Below are 15,053 nucleotides of genomic sequence, written 5' to 3'. Positions count from 1 at the left end.
TGACGGTATCGGGTTGCTGCTGCAAAAGGACCCTGCGGGTCTGGTCGGGCTGACCGCTGGTGTTGGAGGAATCGCACACGAGGTGCTCCTGCGGCGGAAGTGACCACAACCCTTCTCAAGCGCCGGTGGTGTGCCCGGCCTGTCATGCCCGGAGCACACCAAGGCGTGCTCTTCCACAACGTCCTGGCGTTCGAGGTACGTACTACCGTGGATGATCTTGTCCTGCCACGGAGTTCCGTCACGAGGTCGACGACCACCCGCCGAGTTCATCAACCCCCGGAGCGATGGGCGATCAGCCCTGCCCTGGGAGGCCCCTCCAGCTGGATGCGGTCCCAGCCCTCGGCTTTGGCGGCGGAAACCGGTAGCCGAAGCCTTTTTCTTTGGACTCCGGTTCCGCCGACAATTCCAGCTCTACGCGGTGCAGGTAGTCGGCTTATCCGCGGTCGCGCATGAGATCGTCTGTGGCGTGGCACCGCGATGGCACAGCGCGCAGCTGCCAGAGCCCGCGCCGGGAAGCCGGGTCCTTCCAGCGGCCAGCGAGCGGCTGGGCAGTCGAGCTGAGCGAGAGCGCGCTCGGCCGGGCTTGGGTTACCGGGCGAGTGTTCGATACCCGGTGCCGCCGGTCGAAGTTGCCTTCGCTAGGTGATGCTGTGCGCGGCGTCGGATGAGGATCGGTAGGTAACTGGCCACCCGTGCAGACGGGATGAATTCAGCTGCCGCAGCGTCCACTGCCGCTGACACCTTCGTCCGCGATACTGCTGGGAACATGCCGGCCAGTTCCTCGCGCACCAGGACGAGCTCACGTTCCAGCCATTCATGATCGAGGTTGTCCATCCGACTCCCCCTTCCACGCGACAGGGTCGATGGACGACCAGGCGCTGCCCTAGGGCGCAAAGACCCCTGGCAGCCCGACGACGGAGGTCGGGCATAGAACCCGGACAACAGGCCGACGGTCGCCGAAGCGTCGACCACGACCGGTGAGCTGCCGACGCGTCGATCCGTGTTATCGCGCTGCTTCCGTCTACCCGACTTCCCGCGACGCTGGGCGAAGTCGGAGTAGGACCTTCGCGGTGTGAGGTGCTGTCAAGCTACACCGGATGAAGTCGGGATTTGCGGCACGCGGGAGTAGGCTGTCCACGGCGTCGGCGGGAGAAGTCCGGCAAGCGCCGGAAGGAGTTCTTCAGCCGCAGCCAGCTCATTCTCGAGGTCGCGGTCAGCATGGTCGGCCACGTGGGAAGTGTTGCCGTCGTGGCATCGCCTCCACGCCTCGGCCAGCAGGGGTGAAGGAAGCCAGGAGGCACGCTCGTCACGCAGAGAGAGCGCGCGAAGCGCGTGGAGGAGCTCACATGCGATCATCGTTCGATAGGAGTGCACAGTGGTCTCCAATTGCCGCGCCCCCAACGAGACGAAGCTGGCGTCGTCCTCGGTTCCGCGCGACAGCACCACAGTTTCCAGACTTGCGGGGGCCGCAGCTGCCCGAAGCGAACCGTAGGCAGACCCGGCCACATACTCCAGAATCATCGTTCCCGACGAGCCTGGCGGCCCGGCTGCCAGGAACGACGTGAGCTGGGTGTACGACGGGTCGGTCAACGTGCGGATTCGCCCGAGCAGCAGGGGCGCTGCTTGAGCGAAAGCGAGGCGCGCCGTGTCCAAACGCAATGCCAGGGGCGCCATGTGGAATCCACCATGATGGACGACGGTGGCTTGCTCGCCGAGGGAAGCCGTGACCAGCAGTGGGTTTTCCTGCGCGGTGGCGGCAAGCGAGGTGACGGCGGAGGTTAGGTCGGCGACTGCGTCGACGACCGCGCCGTGCGCTTGCGGGAACACCCGGTATCCGAACGGGTCCTGGATCCTGGCCGCGGACAGCGGTGAACTGACCAGCTCGCGCAGCCACTCCGCGACCACGGCCGTACCCGTGAAAGGAGTGGCGCGTGCGGCCTGCTCCGAGAACGCCTCGGGATTGCCGCGCACTGCGGAGAAAGACAGGCCCGCGACCACAGTAGCCGCCCGCACCAACGGTTCCAGGTCGGCGAGCGCGAGCATGATTCGACCGAGAGTCAATGCGTTGCTGCTGATGAAGGGCAATGCATCCGACTCCGGGAAGCCGTCCACCGGCGTCCACGGACGGCTGGCCGGGCGTTCCCCGATCAGCGTCAATGCCGTCCCGGCGAGTGCCGCCAGGTCTCCCGTTCCGACCGAGCCGTGTTCCCGCACCGTGGGTAACGCGTCCTCGTTCAGCAACCGCTGCAGTCCTCGCGCCGTAGCGGGGGAGACCCCGGACCCGCCCGCCGCGAGCTGATTGAGCCGGATCAGGAGCATCGCGCGGACGGTGTCCGCGGAAATGCCCGGACCCGAGGCCGCGGCGTGGCTTCGCAGCAACCGCCTCCCGTGTCCCCGCGCGTCCGCTACCAGCACAGTGCGGTTGACGCCCACACCGGTCCCACGACCGTAGACCGGTCGACGAACCGCGACTTCCGCGATCTGGTCGTGCGCGGTGGCGATCTTGCCGAGGGCCTCGTTCGTGAGGGCGACCGTTTCGCCCTCACGTGCCACCCGGGCGACTTGATCGCAGTCCAGCACGGACCCATCCAGCGTCAACAAGCGGGACACCTCCAGTCTCTCCGGAGAACAGCCGGAAAAGAACCTCTTCCGATCGGGTGAAGAGTATGCCATCCTGCCGTCCAGCGGCAATCGAGTTTCACCCCGCGAAAATTGATGAGCCGATTGGAATCGATTACTCCCCTTGTACCGACGGAGCACAAGATGACAGAGCTGTCCAACCGGCCGGTTGAGCGGGCGTTGGGCCTCCTCGCGGTCGTCTCCGAGTCCGGTGAGACGACGCTGACCGAGTGCGCTCGCGAGGCCGGGCTCGCGCCGAGCACAGCGCTGCGGCTGCTGAGAACCCTGGAACAGACGGGTTTCGTCCACCGCACCGAGGACGGTGTGTTCCACCCGGGGCACCGGTTGATCCAGCTCGGCGCCCGCGCACTGGGCAACGATTCGCTGGTGTCCCTGACTGAGCCCGCACTGCGGGCGCTCGCCGCGGAGACCGGCGAGTCCGCGTACCTCAGCGCCCGGACAGCCGACGACGGAGTCGTCTACCTCGCCCAAGCCGAAGGCAGCCGGTCGATCCGGCACGTCAGCTGGGTCGGGCAGAGCTTCCCACTGGACGGCTCGGCCGCGGGCCAGGCTGTCCGGGGCGACGTGCCCGATTGCGGCTATGTCGCCGCCGTTTCCGCGGTCGAACCCGACGTCCTGGCGATCGCCGCACCGATCCGCTCTCCCAAGGGGGTCATCGCGGCGGTCAGCATCGTCGGCCCGGTCTACCGGATCGACGAGGACCGCCAGCGCCAGCTAGGCGAGCTGGCACTCGCAGAGGCAGACCGGATTTCCGCAGAACTCGGCGCGGACGAGTCCCTCCGCGCCAAAACGGTTCCTGTGGACGAGGAGGACCCAGCATGATCCGTTTCGAGAAGGTCACCAAGCGGTATCGCGATGGCACGACGGCAGTGGACTCGTTGGACCTGGCCGCGCCGAAGGGCTCGATCACCGTGCTGGTCGGGCCGTCCGGTTGCGGCAAAACGACCTCCCTGCGCATGGTCAACCGATTGATCACGCCCACCGAAGGGCGAATCAGCATCGACGGACGCGACACCGCCGAGATGGACACCGCCGAACTCCGCCGCGGCATCGGATACGTCATCCAGCACGCAGGCCTGTTCCCGCATCGCACGGTCGCCGAGAACATCGGCGCGGTGCCACGACTGATCGGCTGGACGCGCCGCAAGGCCCGCGCGCGAGCTCTCGAACTGCTGGAGATGGTCGGCCTGCCGCTGGAGTTCGCCGACCGCTACCCCGCGCAGCTCTCGGGCGGGCAGCAGCAGCGCGTCGGCGTGGCACGAGCGCTGGCCGCCGACTCCCAGGTGATGCTGATGGACGAACCGTTCAGCGCCGTCGACCCGATCGTCCGAACCCGCCTGCAGGAGGAGTTCCGCACGCTGCAGGGTGAACTGGGCAAGACGATCATCCTCGTCACGCACGACATCGACGAGGCCATCACCTTGGGGGATCAGGTCGCGGTGTTCGCCGCCGGGGGTCGGCTCGCCCAGGTCGCGTCACCCTCCGAACTCCTGGCCCGCCCCGCCAACGACTTCGTCGCCGACTTCGTCGGCCGGGACCGTGGATACCGAGCACTCGGCTTCAGCACTCCCCTGTCCTTGCTGGTCTTCGACGAACCCGCAGTCGCGGTCAACAGCAGAACGGAACACGCGCGCGAGGCCGCCGTCGACGAATGGATCCTCGTCCTCGGCGAAACCGGCGCCCCGCTGGGCTGGCTCGACCTCGCCACCCACGACGCCGACACCATCCGGCGTGAAGACGTCAACCTCGGCGGCACCGTCAGCCGTCGTGACGCAAGCACGAGGGACCTGCTCGGCGCGGCCCTGTCCTCGCCGTCAGGAAGGGGGGTCGTAGTGAATCCGGACGGAACGTTGCACGGGACAATCACCGCGGCCGGCCTTATCAGAGACGCAAGTACTGCCCAGAACGTCGAGCACGCCGAGGCGCTGGGGGGTCCGCGTCCATGAGCGCGTTCGACTGGCTTGTCGACAACGCCGCGATCATCGGCGAATACGCAGCCTGGCACATCTACCTCTCGCTGATCCCGTTGATCGCTGGGCTCCTGCTGGCCCTGCCGCTGGGCTGGCTCGCCCACCGCTACCGCGGCGCGTACGGGCCGATGGTCACCTCCGCAGGTCTGCTTTACACGCTGCCGTCCCTCGCCCTGTTCGTCCTGCTTCCGCAGGTGCTGGGGACCCGGATGCTCGACCCGCTGAACATCATCTCCGCACTGCTCGTGTACACGGTCGCGCTGTTGGTGCGCGTTGTCGCCGACGCCCTGGCAGCGGTCCCCGGCGAAACCGCGCTCTCTGCCGAGGCCATGGGCTACCGGCCGTTCCAGCGTTTCTGCCTGGTGGAGCTGCCTATCGCGGTTCCGGTGATCGCGGCGGGACTGCGCGTGGCGGCGGCGTCGAACGTGAGCCTCGTGTCTCTGGCTTCGCTGCTGGGGATCCCGCAGTTGGGTTCGCTGTTCACCACCGGCTTCCAGCTCGACTACGTCGTACCCATCATCACCGGCATCGTCGGTTGCGTCGTTGTGGCCTGGCTGTTCGACGCACTGATTCTCCTGGTCAGCCACCGGCTCACCCCATGGCGGAAAGCGGGGAGCACAACATGAACATCGTCGAGTGGTTCGTCGATCCGGCCCACTGGAGCGGCCCGGACGGCATTCCCCAACTGATGCTCGACCACATCGGCTACACCGCGATGGCCGCCGCCGCGGCCCTCGTCATCGCGATGCCGTTGGGCTTGTTCATCGGGCACACGGGCAAGGGCACGTTCGCGATCGCCGGACTGGCCAACTCACTGCGGGCGTTGCCGACCCTGGGCCTGCTGATCCTCGCCGTCGTGGTCATCGCCCCGTACCTGGGCGAAGACCTGGCGTTCGTCGTACCCAGCTTGATCGTCCTGGTGGTTCTCGCGATCCCTCCGATCATGGTCAACACCTACGCGGGTATCCGGGGAATCGACCCCGCTGTCCGCGACGCCGCCTACGGCATCGGAATGCGTCCGTTCCAGGTGCTCGTGCAAGTGGAAATCCCGTGCGCGCTACCGCTGATCATTTCCGGTGTGCGCAGCGCGACGTTGCAGATCGTCTCGACCGCCACCGTCGCCGCCTACGTGTCGCTCGGCGGCCTCGGCCGCTACATCATCGACGGCCAGGCGCAACTGGACTACACCATGATGGTGGCCGGGGCACTGCTGGTCGCGCTCCTCGCCGTCGCGGTGGAAGGGGCGCTGCTCGTGGTCGAACGTCTAGTGGTCTCACGTGGCCTGACCCGCCGCTGGCGGACTTCGGCCACCACCCGCTCCGCAGCCAGGCGCGGCAATGCGACCGAGCCCCGTGCGTTGGTGCACAGCTGACCACAGCCAACCCGAACAGGCTCAGGAGATTCCCCATGCGCCATTGGATCGTTTCGCTGTTCACAACCTTGGGCCTGCTGGGCGCCAGTGCCTGCGGACTCGGGTCCAACCCACTCTCCGCAGGCGAAGGGGGCGGCGATCCCAACACGATCGTTGTCGGTTCCGCGAACTTCCAGGAGAGCCAGCTCCTCGCCACCATCTACGCGCAGGCACTGCGAGACCGCGGCCTGAACGTGCAGGAGCGATTCAACATCGCCAGCCGAGAAGCGTACGTCCCCGGGCTCACCGACGGCTCCATCGACCTCATTCCCGAGTACAGCGGTGCGCTGCTACAGCACCTCAAACCGGACACCGGCGCACAGACGAGAGAGGAAGTGCTGGCCGAACTCAAGACCGCCGTCCCCAAAGGGATTGTCGTCCTCAACGCCTCTTCCGCGGAGAACAAGGACGTGCTCGCCGTGTCCCGCGAAACCGCTGAACGCTACAAACTCAAGAAGATCAGCGATCTGCAACCACATGCCGCCAACCTCACCCTCGGCGGCCCGCCGGAGTGGAAAACGCGGCAAAACGGGGTTGCCGGCCTGGAAAAGCTCTACGGACTGCACTTCAAGAGCTTCGCGCCGCTGGACTCCGGTGGACCTCTCACGGTGAGCGCACTGACCAACGGACAGATCGACGTCGCCGACCTTTTCAGCACAGACCCGGCGATCAGCGACCACGACCTCGTGACCCTCCAAGATGACCAAGAGCTGTTCCTCCCGGAGAACATCCTCCCACTGGCCAACAGCAGCAAGGTGACTCCGCGTGTCGCGGAAACGCTCAACGCGATCTCCGCGCAACTCACCACGGACCAGATCCGAAACATGCTCCGACGCGTCGTGGCAGAACGGGAAAATCCCAAAACAGTCGCCCGCGAGTGGCTGCGTCAAGCGACCCTGCCCGCATAGCACCGGGCGAGCTTCCCGGTGGGACGCGCCATCACGGAGCTGAGCTGCTTCCTCGGCGGGAAACTCGACTTCCTCCTTCTGCGGCACTCCTTGGCTGACCTGCTGTGAAAGTTCACCATCCGTTTCCAGGACTGTCCACATTAGCCATATACCGTCCGCTCCATGATGAACGCTAATCGGCGTACCTTCTTGCTCGGCACCGGAATGCTCGGCGCTGGGCTTGCCGGCTCAAGCCTGGTCGGCGCATCGGGTGCCGCGACCGAGGCCGGTCGGATCGATCCGGAGAACCCGCGGTTCACCGTGGCCGTCATACCCGACACCCAGTACCTGTTCGACGCCGATCGCGGCGACTCCACCCCGCTCGACGCCTCGCTGCGGTACGTGCTGGAGGCGGACGAGAACATCGTGTTCCTCACGCACCTCGGCGACCTGACCGAGCACGGCCGGCCGGACGAGCTCGCGCGGATCAGCCGCTCCTTTGAGGTGCTCGACCGGCAGCGCTTCCCGTACAGCGTGGTCGCCGGCAACCACGACATCGATTCGTCCACAGACGACCAACGCGGACCGACACCCTATCTCGACACCTTCGGTCCGAAGCGAGCCGCGCTCTCCCCTGCCTACCGCGGCTCGAGCAAGGACGGGTACAACAGCTATCACATCTTCCACGGTGGTGGCCGGCAATGGCTGTTGCTGGCACTGGACTGGCGGCCGTCGGCGGGCGGCATCGCCTGGGCCAACTCGGTGATGGACCGGCATCCGGACCTGCCGGTGATCCTGACGATCCACGAGATGGTGTACGCCCAAGCGGACGGCCAGGCGCAACTTTCCGATTTCGGCCAGCGCGTCTGGCGCGACCTGGTAGCCGACAACGACCAGATCTTCCTGACCCTCAACGGTCATTACTGGCCTCCAGGCCGCGCGGTGCTGCGCAACAAGGCCGGTAACGACGCGCACCTGCACATCACCAACTACCAGGACCGCTACTACGGCGGCAGCGCGATGATCCGGTTGTACCGATTCGACCTGGCGCGCGGTGTCATCGACGTGCACACGATCTCCCCGTGGCTGCTGGCGAAGGCCCCGGACCTCAACGAGCTGGAACGCCAGGAGATCGAGCGCACCGGCGAGGTGGACTACTTCAGCGTTCCGATCGACTTCGAGCAGCGCTTCGCTGGCTTCGCACCGGTCTCCGTGCCCGCGCCGCGACCGGTGCGCGACATGTTGCTGCCGGGAACAGTTGCGTACTGGCGTTTCGACAACGCTGCCGCCGGGACCAAGGTCGAGTCTGTGCGAGATCTCTCCGGTCAGGACAACGACCTGAAGCCCATGACACTCGGCGGTGGCTCTCTGACGTACTCCTCGGACTTCGACAGGCGGCAACCAGGCCACGTCAGCCTGCGATTCACCGGATCCAAGAACCCTCCCCGCGGCTCATACCTGCAGACCGTTGACTCCGCGCCGTTGAACAGGATGGACTTCGCCCAGGGCTACACCGTTGAGGCGTTCGTCAAGCTGCCACCGGACTTCAAGGATGGAAACCACGCCTGGTGCGGTGTCTTCTCGCGACTGGGCACGGGCGGAGACGCAGGCAAGACCGGCGACGATCCGAGCGAACCAGCGGTCACGTTGTCCCTCTCCGACGGCGCCGGATTCCAGTGGGCAGCATTCCCACTCAACACGAACAGCATCAGCACGAACTGGAGTCACGAACTCGAGCTGGACAAGTGGTGGCACGTCGCCGTGGTCAACGACGGCACGCACACCACCATGTACGTAGACGGGTGCCCGGTCGTCCGGAACCCGAGGGCTGCCGCGATCGGCCTCGCCAATCCGGGCGGTAGTTGGCTGCTCGGCGGATACGCCTACAACCGGACAGTGGAACAAGGCTTCCACGGCTGGATCGGAGATGTCCGCGTGGTCGCCCGCCCCCTCCCGGTGACTGACTTCATGCTCGGCTGACGCCCTGAGAAAGATCTGCCGCGACGGCAGTCGATGGCCAGCAAGCAGGTGAACCAGGTGATCGTTCGGTCTTCTTCCTGAACGAGGGCAAGGCGATTCGGAGGCTCGGCGACGTTCTCGGACCGCTGATCGAAGGGGTGGGCGAGTCCGCAGCGGGCGGTCGGTGACCGGCTTCTTGCCCACCGAACTCGCGACGTCCGCCGGCATCCCGGGCACGTCGACGGCGACCGGATCGATGTCGGGCACGACCTCCAGCAGCCGCACCGAGTTCTGCGCGAGTGCCAGCAGCAGCGCGGTCTGCGGGAAGGTGATCGAGCGCAGCAGCGGCTTAAAGTGGAACCGGTCGGACACCTCGACCAACGCGTTCAGACGGTTGGGCAGCCGGAAAGTGGTCAGCGCGGTCGGCGTGGCGAACAGCGCTAGGCTGCGGAGACCAAACAATGAGCCCGAAATCGAGCCCCACAGAGCCCACGCGCAAGCCCGGCCGCGAGCCCATCGACGAGCGCGAACATGAGGCTGAACATGAGCGTAGACGTAATCGTTCTGACAAGCGTGACTGTTCGGTCGGTGGTCAGGAGTTGCCATGGGGTGATGGCGTTTCGGGGATCATGGCCCTCTCCGAACTCTGATACCCCGACATTTGCGGTCCCGAACACGAGCCCTGCCGAGAGTCCGCTAGCGAGCCGGCCGCTAGCGGACTTTCGACCCCGTGCACGAGCCAGTTCGTGAGCTGGACGGTGAGTCCGTATGCGCACCCGTACGCGAGTCCTGCGGTGAACTCGCGCGCATCGCTCTTGAAGTGTGCCGACCAGGAGCGCCGTGCAGTGTTTCGCCGCCGCAACGCAGGCGCAGCCGTTCGGGTTCGTGTCCGGTGCGGCCGCGAGAGAGTCTCACTTCACTGATGAGCGCCAGTGTGAGCCCAAGCCCGAGACTGACCCCGATCCCAGACACGAGCCCGACCATGAGTCCGAACCGGAGACCGTTCGTAAGCCCGAACGACAGCCCGACCGCGATCATGGTGACGAGGATTCGGGTATGCCGGTGAAGGGTGTTGGGCAGTTGCCACCAGGTGAGGTCATGGGTGTTGAGCTTTGGTGAGGTGCTGTGCCGCTCGAAAAGTCATCGCCGCACGTCAGGCTGCGTAGCGGTACTCGTTGACCACGCCGCCGAGGACTCGGGTGCGCAGGACCCGGCGGGCGTCGAGGTCATGCACGGGAGCGGGGTGGTCGTGAGCGTCGGGCGGTAGCTGGTTGCGGGCCTGGTGGGGCCGGTGCCCGTTGTAGTGCCGCTGGTAGGCGGAAAGCACACGCTGGGCATGGAACTCGTTCAGGACCAGGACGTGGTCGAGGACTTCGCGCCGGAGGCTGCCGATGACCCGTTCGCAGTGGGCGTTCGTCCGCGGTGCCCGCGGGGCGCTCTTGAGGATCTCCACGTCCTCGGCTTCGAAGACGGCGCGAAGGCGCGGGAGTACTTCCCGTCGCGGTCGCGCAGCAGAAAGCGCAAGGACTCGAAACGGATGCCCAGGTCGGAGGCGAGATTCCGGGCCTGCTGCACGGCCCACTGCCGGGTCGGATGGGCGGTGACGCCGGTGATGTGCAGCCGCCGCGTGCCGTGCTCGAGGAACGCCAGCACGTACAGCCTCCTGCCCAACACGGTGTCGACGTGCAGGAAGTCGGCCGCGATGATGCCCTCAGCCTGCGCGGTGAGGAACTCGCGCCAGGTTGGGCCGGAGCGACGCGGGGCCGGGTCGATGCCCGCCGCGTTGAGGATTTCCCATACCGTGGATGCGGCGATCCGGTGCCCAAGACGGGCCAGCTCCCCCTGGATCCGCCTGTGCCCCCACCTCGCGTTCTCTCGAGCGAGCTGCAGGATCAGCTTCTTGAGCGCCGCCCTGGTCGGCGGGCGTCCGGTGCGGTCGCGGCGCTCGGTGTAGTCCCACTTCGCGGCGATGAATCTGCGGTGCCAGGCGAGCAGGGTTCCCGGGGTGACGGGGAAGACCTCGCGCCAGCGCCGCCGGGGTATCAGCGCGGACAGGGCGGCGAACCAGAACCGGTCCGCCGGTTCGTAGCGCACCGGACCCTTGAGTTGGCGGCGTAGCACCGCGTTCTCGTGCCGCAGTACGAGTAACTCGGCGTCCCTGGAAGTGTGGCGGCGCAGCAGCACCGCCGTGGCGTACAGCAGCTTCCGGGTCACCTGGGGTGAAGCAGCGGCGGGCCGCCAGTGAGACGTAGACGAGGCCGACCAGGACGGGGACTTCGATCGCCGCGGGATCATCTCCCAAACTCGCCCCGGACTCGGCTACGTCGGCCTGGAATGGCAAACCAGCTTCTCCTCCGCCACCCTCCGCGGTGTCCCCCGCTACGCCCACTACGTCGCCGACCGCCTGATCAACCAAACCCAGGGCGCGAAAACCCCGGCGTCGTGCCGCTCAGCGCGTGCGCGGGCGTAGCGCGACAGACCCGCTAGGGATCGTCCGTCCGTATCGATCCCTCCTGGGCCGCTAGAGTGTTGCGACTTGTCAACGTTGCGGGTCAACGCCGGGGGCGGTTGTGGGCGAGGAAGAAAGTGCCGACCCCGGTTGGCTCCTGCGATTATGGGCTGCCGCCGACGCCTCTGACCCAACTGGTGTCACGCGTTTCCATCAGCACTTCACAGGCCAGTACGGGTTGGTCGATGGACGGCTGCTGTTGGCCATCGTGGCCGCCCCTGACAGAGGGTCTGACAGCGCTGTGCGTGTAGCCCAGCGGGTGATCAACCTCGTCGAGCAGCATCTCGCGCTGGCACCGAGTACTTCGACTGGCACACGGTAGTCCGCGAATCCCGGCCAACCTTCGGGGTCGGCGTAGTGCCGGTGTCGAACTCCTCGAACGGCACCGGGGCGAGCAGTTCGGCCACGCCATTCCCGTCGGAGATCGGCGCGGTATCGCGGCGATAGTTGACTTCCTCCGGTTCTCCTGACAACACTGCTCGCGCACTCTCGGCAAACGAATCCCGGAGAGCGATCCGCGGTCAGGATCTCCAGTCTTCGAGAGGACGTCATGAGCAAGCCAGCAACGGTGCTGGCGGTCGGTGCAGCTGCGATGCTGTTGGCCGCATGTGCGCAAGAGTCCACCGGGAATCCGCAGGACTATCCGAGCCGCAGCATTCGACTCATCAGCCCGTTTCCAGCCGGATCGCCAAATGACACCTTGGCCAGGGTATACGGCAAGTGCGTCGAAACGAAACTTGATCGACCTGTTCTGGTGGAAAACCGCGGCGGCGGCAACGGCACGATCGGCATGAACGAAGTCATCCGCGCCAAACCTGACGGCTACACGCTGGTGCAGGCCACCACCAGCACCGGCGTGATCGCTCCGATGCTCACCCCGGACGCCGGGTACAACGCGAATTCACTGGTACCGATCGGCGCCACCAGCACCACCCCGTCGGTCTTCCTCGTCGCCCCCACCAGTCCGATCACCTCGCTGAGCCAGCTCATCAGCGCCGACGATCACGTCGTGGTCGCAACCTCAGGGCCGGCGACATCCTCGGGCCTCAACGTCAAGGGGCTCGTGGACAACTACGGACTCAAGGCGGACCAGATCGCCTACGGCAGCCTCGGCGAAGGCCGACGCGGGCTCGCCCACGGCGACTACGACCTCCTCGTCGTAGCCAGCGGAAAGCCCGTCGTGAAGGCGATCCGCTCAGGAGAAGTCCGCGCACTCGCGGTGGCCGCAGACCGCCGACCCGAGTACCTCGCCGACGTACCAACCCTGGCCGAACTCGGTTATGGGGCAGGACAACTCCCAGGGCCGGGGATCGTGTCCTACTGGGCCGCCCCTTCCCGCACCCACCCGATAGTGCTCGACAAACTCAGTCGGACGCTGACCACCTGCACCACCGACCAACAGGTCCTATCCGTGGTGGGCGACAACTCCCCCGACCCCGACCTGGACGGCCAGCACGTCGCCGAGCTGCTGACTGAGACCGAGAAGGCGCTCGTTGGCCTGGTGCGGCGATGACGACGAAGAAGCAAGCACCGGAGCATGCGGACGAGCGTCGAGGACCTTCAAGGACCAGCGTCGTCCCGAGTCTCGCACTGTTGGCCATTGGGGTTGCGGCGGTGATCAGTGGCATCCTGCTGGAACAGCGCAACGGCGAACCGGCAGGGCCTGGTCTGTGGCCGGTGTTCGCAGGAATCCTCCTCGTGGCGACCTCCGCGGTCATGTTGTTCAAGCGTCCTCTTCGGACGGTCGATCGCGTCAATCTCGCCGAATTATCCCAGATCCTGTGGGGTGTGCTCCTGCTTGCCGTGTTCATCGCACTGCTGAAGGCAACCGGGATCGTCACCGCATGCGCCGTGACCGGGATCGTCTGGCTCCGCTTCCTCGCTAAGGAATCCTGGCTGGTTTCGGCGTTGGTGCCGACTGGCGTCGGCTTGGTGATCTACGTCGTGTTCGTCCAACTGCTCGACGTGCCCCTGCCCGTCGACGCCTTCCTCCCGAGGTGACCGCGATGCCCCAGCTCGATGGACTGATCAACGGGTTCGGCGTCGCGCTCAGTGGTACGAACCTCCTGATGGTGCTGCTCGGCGTCCTCATCGGCATGGTCATCGGAGTACTTCCCGGATTGGGGCCGACCGCGACCATCGCGATGCTGTTGCCGGTCACCTACGCACTCGAACCGTCCGGCGCGATCATCTTGCTCGCCGGGATCTACTACGGCGCGATGTACGGCGGAACCATCACCGCAGTGCTCGTCCGAGTCCCAGGCGAGGTCGCCTCAATCGTAACCACCTTCGACGGCTACGAAATGGCCCGACAAGGACGTGCCGGCGCAGCACTCGGGACCGCAGCGATCGGATCGTTCATCGGCGGAGTCGTAGCCACGGTCGTACTCGTCGCCCTAGCGGCACCCCTGGCCGCACTCGCGGCCGAGTTCGGACCGCCGGAACTGTTCGCGGTGGCACTACTGGGCCTCCTGTTGGTACTGGCTATCGCACGCGGACCCCTGGTCAAGGCGCTCGCGATGCTCGGACTCGGGCTACTCATCGGCACAGTGGGCCAGGACCCAGTCGACGGCGTCGCGCGGTTCACCTTCGGCTCCCTGGACCTGCTCGGCGGACTGGAAATCGTCGCCATCGCCATGGGCATGTTCGGCATCGGCGAAGTGCTCCACAACCTCCACCACGGCTCCAACCAGAAGTCGGTGGCCACCAAGATCGACAAGGTGTGGCCAAGCAGCCAGGATCTGCGCACCTCCGCCGGGCCCATCGCCCGCGGCACCCTCATCGGCTCGGTGCTCGGCCTCGTTCCAGGTGGTGGCAGTGTGCTCTCGTCTATGACGTCCTACGCCGTCGAACGCCGCCGCGCGAAGGACCCGACCCGCTTCGGCAACGGTGCCATCGAAGGAGTCGCCGGACCCGAAACGGCGAACAACGCCGGATCGACAGCCAGTTTCCTGCCCCTGCTCACTTTGGGCCTGCCCACCGGCAGCGTGATGGCCCTGATGTTCGGAGCCCTGCTGCTACAAGGCATCACGCCCGGACCCACGCTCGTCAGCGAACACCCGGACGTGTTCTGGGGGATCATGGCCTCCATGTTCATCGGCAACCTGATGCTGCTGGTGCTCAACATCCCACTGGTCGGCGCGTTCGTGCAGCTGCTGAAGATCCGCATGAGCGTGATCAGCGCCGTGACCGTCATGGTCACCATGGTCGGCGTCTACTCGCTGAACAACAGCATCTTCGACATGGTCGTCGCCGTGCTCGCCGGCCTCCTCGGCTACGCCATGCGCAAGACCGGGTTCGAGCCCGGCCCTCTCGTGCTGTCCGCGATCCTCGGCAGCACCCTGGAATCCAACCTGCGAGCATCGCTGACGATGTCCGACGGAGACCCCACAATCTTCGTAACCCGCCCCGTCTCACTCGTCCTCTGCACGCTTTTCGTAGCCGTCCTCATCACGGGCATGTGGCTCGCAGCCAAGAAACGTCGAACTCAAAACTTGTCTTCCGCCGTCGCGCGCACAGGTTGAACGGACACGGCGCACGACAGCGTCAGATGCTGAGGTGGCGCCGGCCATGGCATTTCGAACTCCCGCACCGGCCCGCCCTCCTTCAGGGAACTCATCAGCGAACACCCGCCCAACTTTCAAGGCGCTGGTGTGACGGTTGGTGCGTGGAGTCTG

The 15,053-nt window shown here is 66.1% G+C and carries 13 protein-coding genes and 1 pseudogene; 9 read left to right on the top strand and 5 right to left on the bottom strand.

What is annotated here, in order from left to right; translation table 11 throughout:
- Positions 1 to 588: 588 nt before the first annotated feature.
- Together AB0I53_RS24470 and AB0I53_RS24465 are read right to left on the bottom strand one after the other, a co-directional pair.
- Entirely contained in the window at positions 589 to 834 is a 246-nt protein-coding gene (locus AB0I53_RS24470; protein WP_358607189.1) for a three-helix bundle dimerization domain-containing protein, read from the bottom strand.
- Between the two features lie 249 nt (positions 835 to 1,083).
- On the bottom strand, positions 1,084 to 2,601 hold the full coding sequence (locus tag AB0I53_RS24465) for an aromatic amino acid lyase (protein ID WP_358607186.1): 1,518 nt from the start codon (positions 2,599 to 2,601) through the stop codon (positions 1,084 to 1,086).
- 162 nt (positions 2,602 to 2,763) lie between these two features.
- On the opposite strand from AB0I53_RS24465, the gene AB0I53_RS24460 reads away from it, so the two are divergent.
- The 6 genes from AB0I53_RS24460 to AB0I53_RS24435 all read left to right on the top strand — a co-directional run bounded on the left by AB0I53_RS24460 (position 2,764) and on the right by AB0I53_RS24435 (position 8,888).
- On the top strand, positions 2,764 to 3,462 hold the full coding sequence (locus AB0I53_RS24460; protein WP_358607183.1) for an IclR family transcriptional regulator: 699 nt from the start codon (positions 2,764 to 2,766) through the stop codon (positions 3,460 to 3,462).
- Positions 3,459 to 4,586 carry an ATP-binding cassette domain-containing protein gene (locus AB0I53_RS24455; protein ID WP_358607180.1) on the top strand — a complete coding sequence of 376 codons (1,128 nt, stop codon included), beginning with the start codon at positions 3,459 to 3,461 and terminating at the stop codon, positions 4,584 to 4,586. Before AB0I53_RS24460 ends, AB0I53_RS24455 begins: the two co-directional genes overlap by 4 nt.
- On the top strand, positions 4,583 to 5,236 hold the full coding sequence (locus tag AB0I53_RS24450; RefSeq protein WP_358607177.1) for an ABC transporter permease subunit: 654 nt from the start codon (positions 4,583 to 4,585) through the stop codon (positions 5,234 to 5,236). Before AB0I53_RS24455 ends, AB0I53_RS24450 begins: the two co-directional genes overlap by 4 nt.
- Positions 5,233 to 5,982: an ABC transporter permease gene (locus tag AB0I53_RS24445; RefSeq protein ID WP_358607174.1), complete on the top strand. Its 750-nt coding sequence runs from the start codon at positions 5,233 to 5,235 to the stop codon at positions 5,980 to 5,982. The genes AB0I53_RS24450 and AB0I53_RS24445 overlap by 4 nt, the downstream gene beginning before the upstream one ends.
- A 35-nt stretch (positions 5,983 to 6,017) precedes the next feature.
- Positions 6,018 to 6,929 carry an ABC transporter substrate-binding protein gene (locus AB0I53_RS24440; RefSeq protein WP_358607171.1) on the top strand — a complete coding sequence of 304 codons (912 nt, stop codon included), beginning with the start codon at positions 6,018 to 6,020 and terminating at the stop codon, positions 6,927 to 6,929.
- Positions 6,930 to 7,091: 162 nt separating this feature from the next.
- Entirely contained in the window at positions 7,092 to 8,888 is a 1,797-nt protein-coding gene (locus AB0I53_RS24435; RefSeq protein ID WP_358607168.1) for a LamG-like jellyroll fold domain-containing protein, read from the top strand.
- A 153-nt stretch (positions 8,889 to 9,041) separates the two neighbouring features.
- On the opposite strand, the pseudogene AB0I53_RS24430 reads toward AB0I53_RS24435, so the two are convergent.
- The 3 genes and pseudogenes from AB0I53_RS24430 to AB0I53_RS24420 all read right to left on the bottom strand — a co-directional run.
- Positions 9,042 to 9,473, bottom strand: a pseudogene (locus AB0I53_RS24430) (hypothetical protein); the annotation flags it as partial.
- A gap of 547 nt (positions 9,474 to 10,020) precedes the next feature.
- A complete protein-coding gene (locus AB0I53_RS24425) occupies positions 10,021 to 10,320 on the bottom strand; it encodes an integrase core domain-containing protein (protein WP_358607165.1) in 300 nt (99 codons plus the stop codon).
- Complete coding sequence (locus AB0I53_RS24420) at positions 10,215 to 11,081, bottom strand: hypothetical protein (RefSeq protein ID WP_358607162.1); 867 nt, start codon at positions 11,079 to 11,081, stop codon at positions 10,215 to 10,217. Before AB0I53_RS24420 ends, AB0I53_RS24425 begins: the two co-directional genes overlap by 106 nt.
- Positions 11,082 to 11,944: 863 nt before the next feature.
- Between AB0I53_RS24420 and AB0I53_RS24415 the strand changes: the two genes are divergently transcribed.
- The 3 genes from AB0I53_RS24415 to AB0I53_RS24405 are packed head-to-tail and all read left to right on the top strand — an operon-like array spanning position 11,945 to position 14,900.
- Entirely contained in the window at positions 11,945 to 12,889 is a 945-nt protein-coding gene (locus tag AB0I53_RS24415; protein ID WP_358607159.1) for a tripartite tricarboxylate transporter substrate binding protein, read from the top strand.
- Positions 12,886 to 13,377: a tripartite tricarboxylate transporter TctB family protein gene (locus tag AB0I53_RS24410; RefSeq protein WP_358607156.1), complete on the top strand. Its 492-nt coding sequence runs from the start codon at positions 12,886 to 12,888 to the stop codon at positions 13,375 to 13,377. Before AB0I53_RS24415 ends, AB0I53_RS24410 begins: the two co-directional genes overlap by 4 nt.
- A gap of 5 nt (positions 13,378 to 13,382) precedes the next feature.
- Positions 13,383 to 14,900 carry a tripartite tricarboxylate transporter permease gene (locus AB0I53_RS24405; protein WP_358607153.1) on the top strand — a complete coding sequence of 506 codons (1,518 nt, stop codon included), beginning with the start codon at positions 13,383 to 13,385 and terminating at the stop codon, positions 14,898 to 14,900.
- Positions 14,901 to 15,053: the final 153 nt, after the last annotated feature.

It is taken from the genome of Saccharopolyspora sp. NPDC050389 (genome assembly GCF_040655595.1).
Classification (GTDB): domain Bacteria; phylum Actinomycetota; class Actinomycetes; order Mycobacteriales; family Pseudonocardiaceae; genus Saccharopolyspora.
Note: the sequence above shows the minus strand (reverse complement) of the source record. Positions and strands in the feature narration are given on the sequence as shown.

Coding starts and splice junctions, on each gene's coding strand:
- AB0I53_RS24440 (WP_358607171.1), top strand. CDS start 6,018: ATGCGCCATTGGATCGTTTCGCTGTTCACAACCTTGGGCCTGCTGGGC.
- AB0I53_RS24445 (WP_358607174.1), top strand. CDS start 5,233: ATGAACATCGTCGAGTGGTTCGTCGATCCGGCCCACTGGAGCGGCCCG.
- AB0I53_RS24470 (WP_358607189.1), bottom strand. CDS start 834: ATGGACAACCTCGATCATGAATGGCTGGAACGTGAGCTCGTCCTGGTG.
- AB0I53_RS24405 (WP_358607153.1), top strand. CDS start 13,383: ATGCCCCAGCTCGATGGACTGATCAACGGGTTCGGCGTCGCGCTCAGT.
- AB0I53_RS24410 (WP_358607156.1), top strand. CDS start 12,886: ATGACGACGAAGAAGCAAGCACCGGAGCATGCGGACGAGCGTCGAGGA.
- AB0I53_RS24450 (WP_358607177.1), top strand. CDS start 4,583: ATGAGCGCGTTCGACTGGCTTGTCGACAACGCCGCGATCATCGGCGAA.
- AB0I53_RS24455 (WP_358607180.1), top strand. CDS start 3,459: ATGATCCGTTTCGAGAAGGTCACCAAGCGGTATCGCGATGGCACGACG.
- AB0I53_RS24435 (WP_358607168.1), top strand. CDS start 7,092: ATGATGAACGCTAATCGGCGTACCTTCTTGCTCGGCACCGGAATGCTC.
- AB0I53_RS24460 (WP_358607183.1), top strand. CDS start 2,764: ATGACAGAGCTGTCCAACCGGCCGGTTGAGCGGGCGTTGGGCCTCCTC.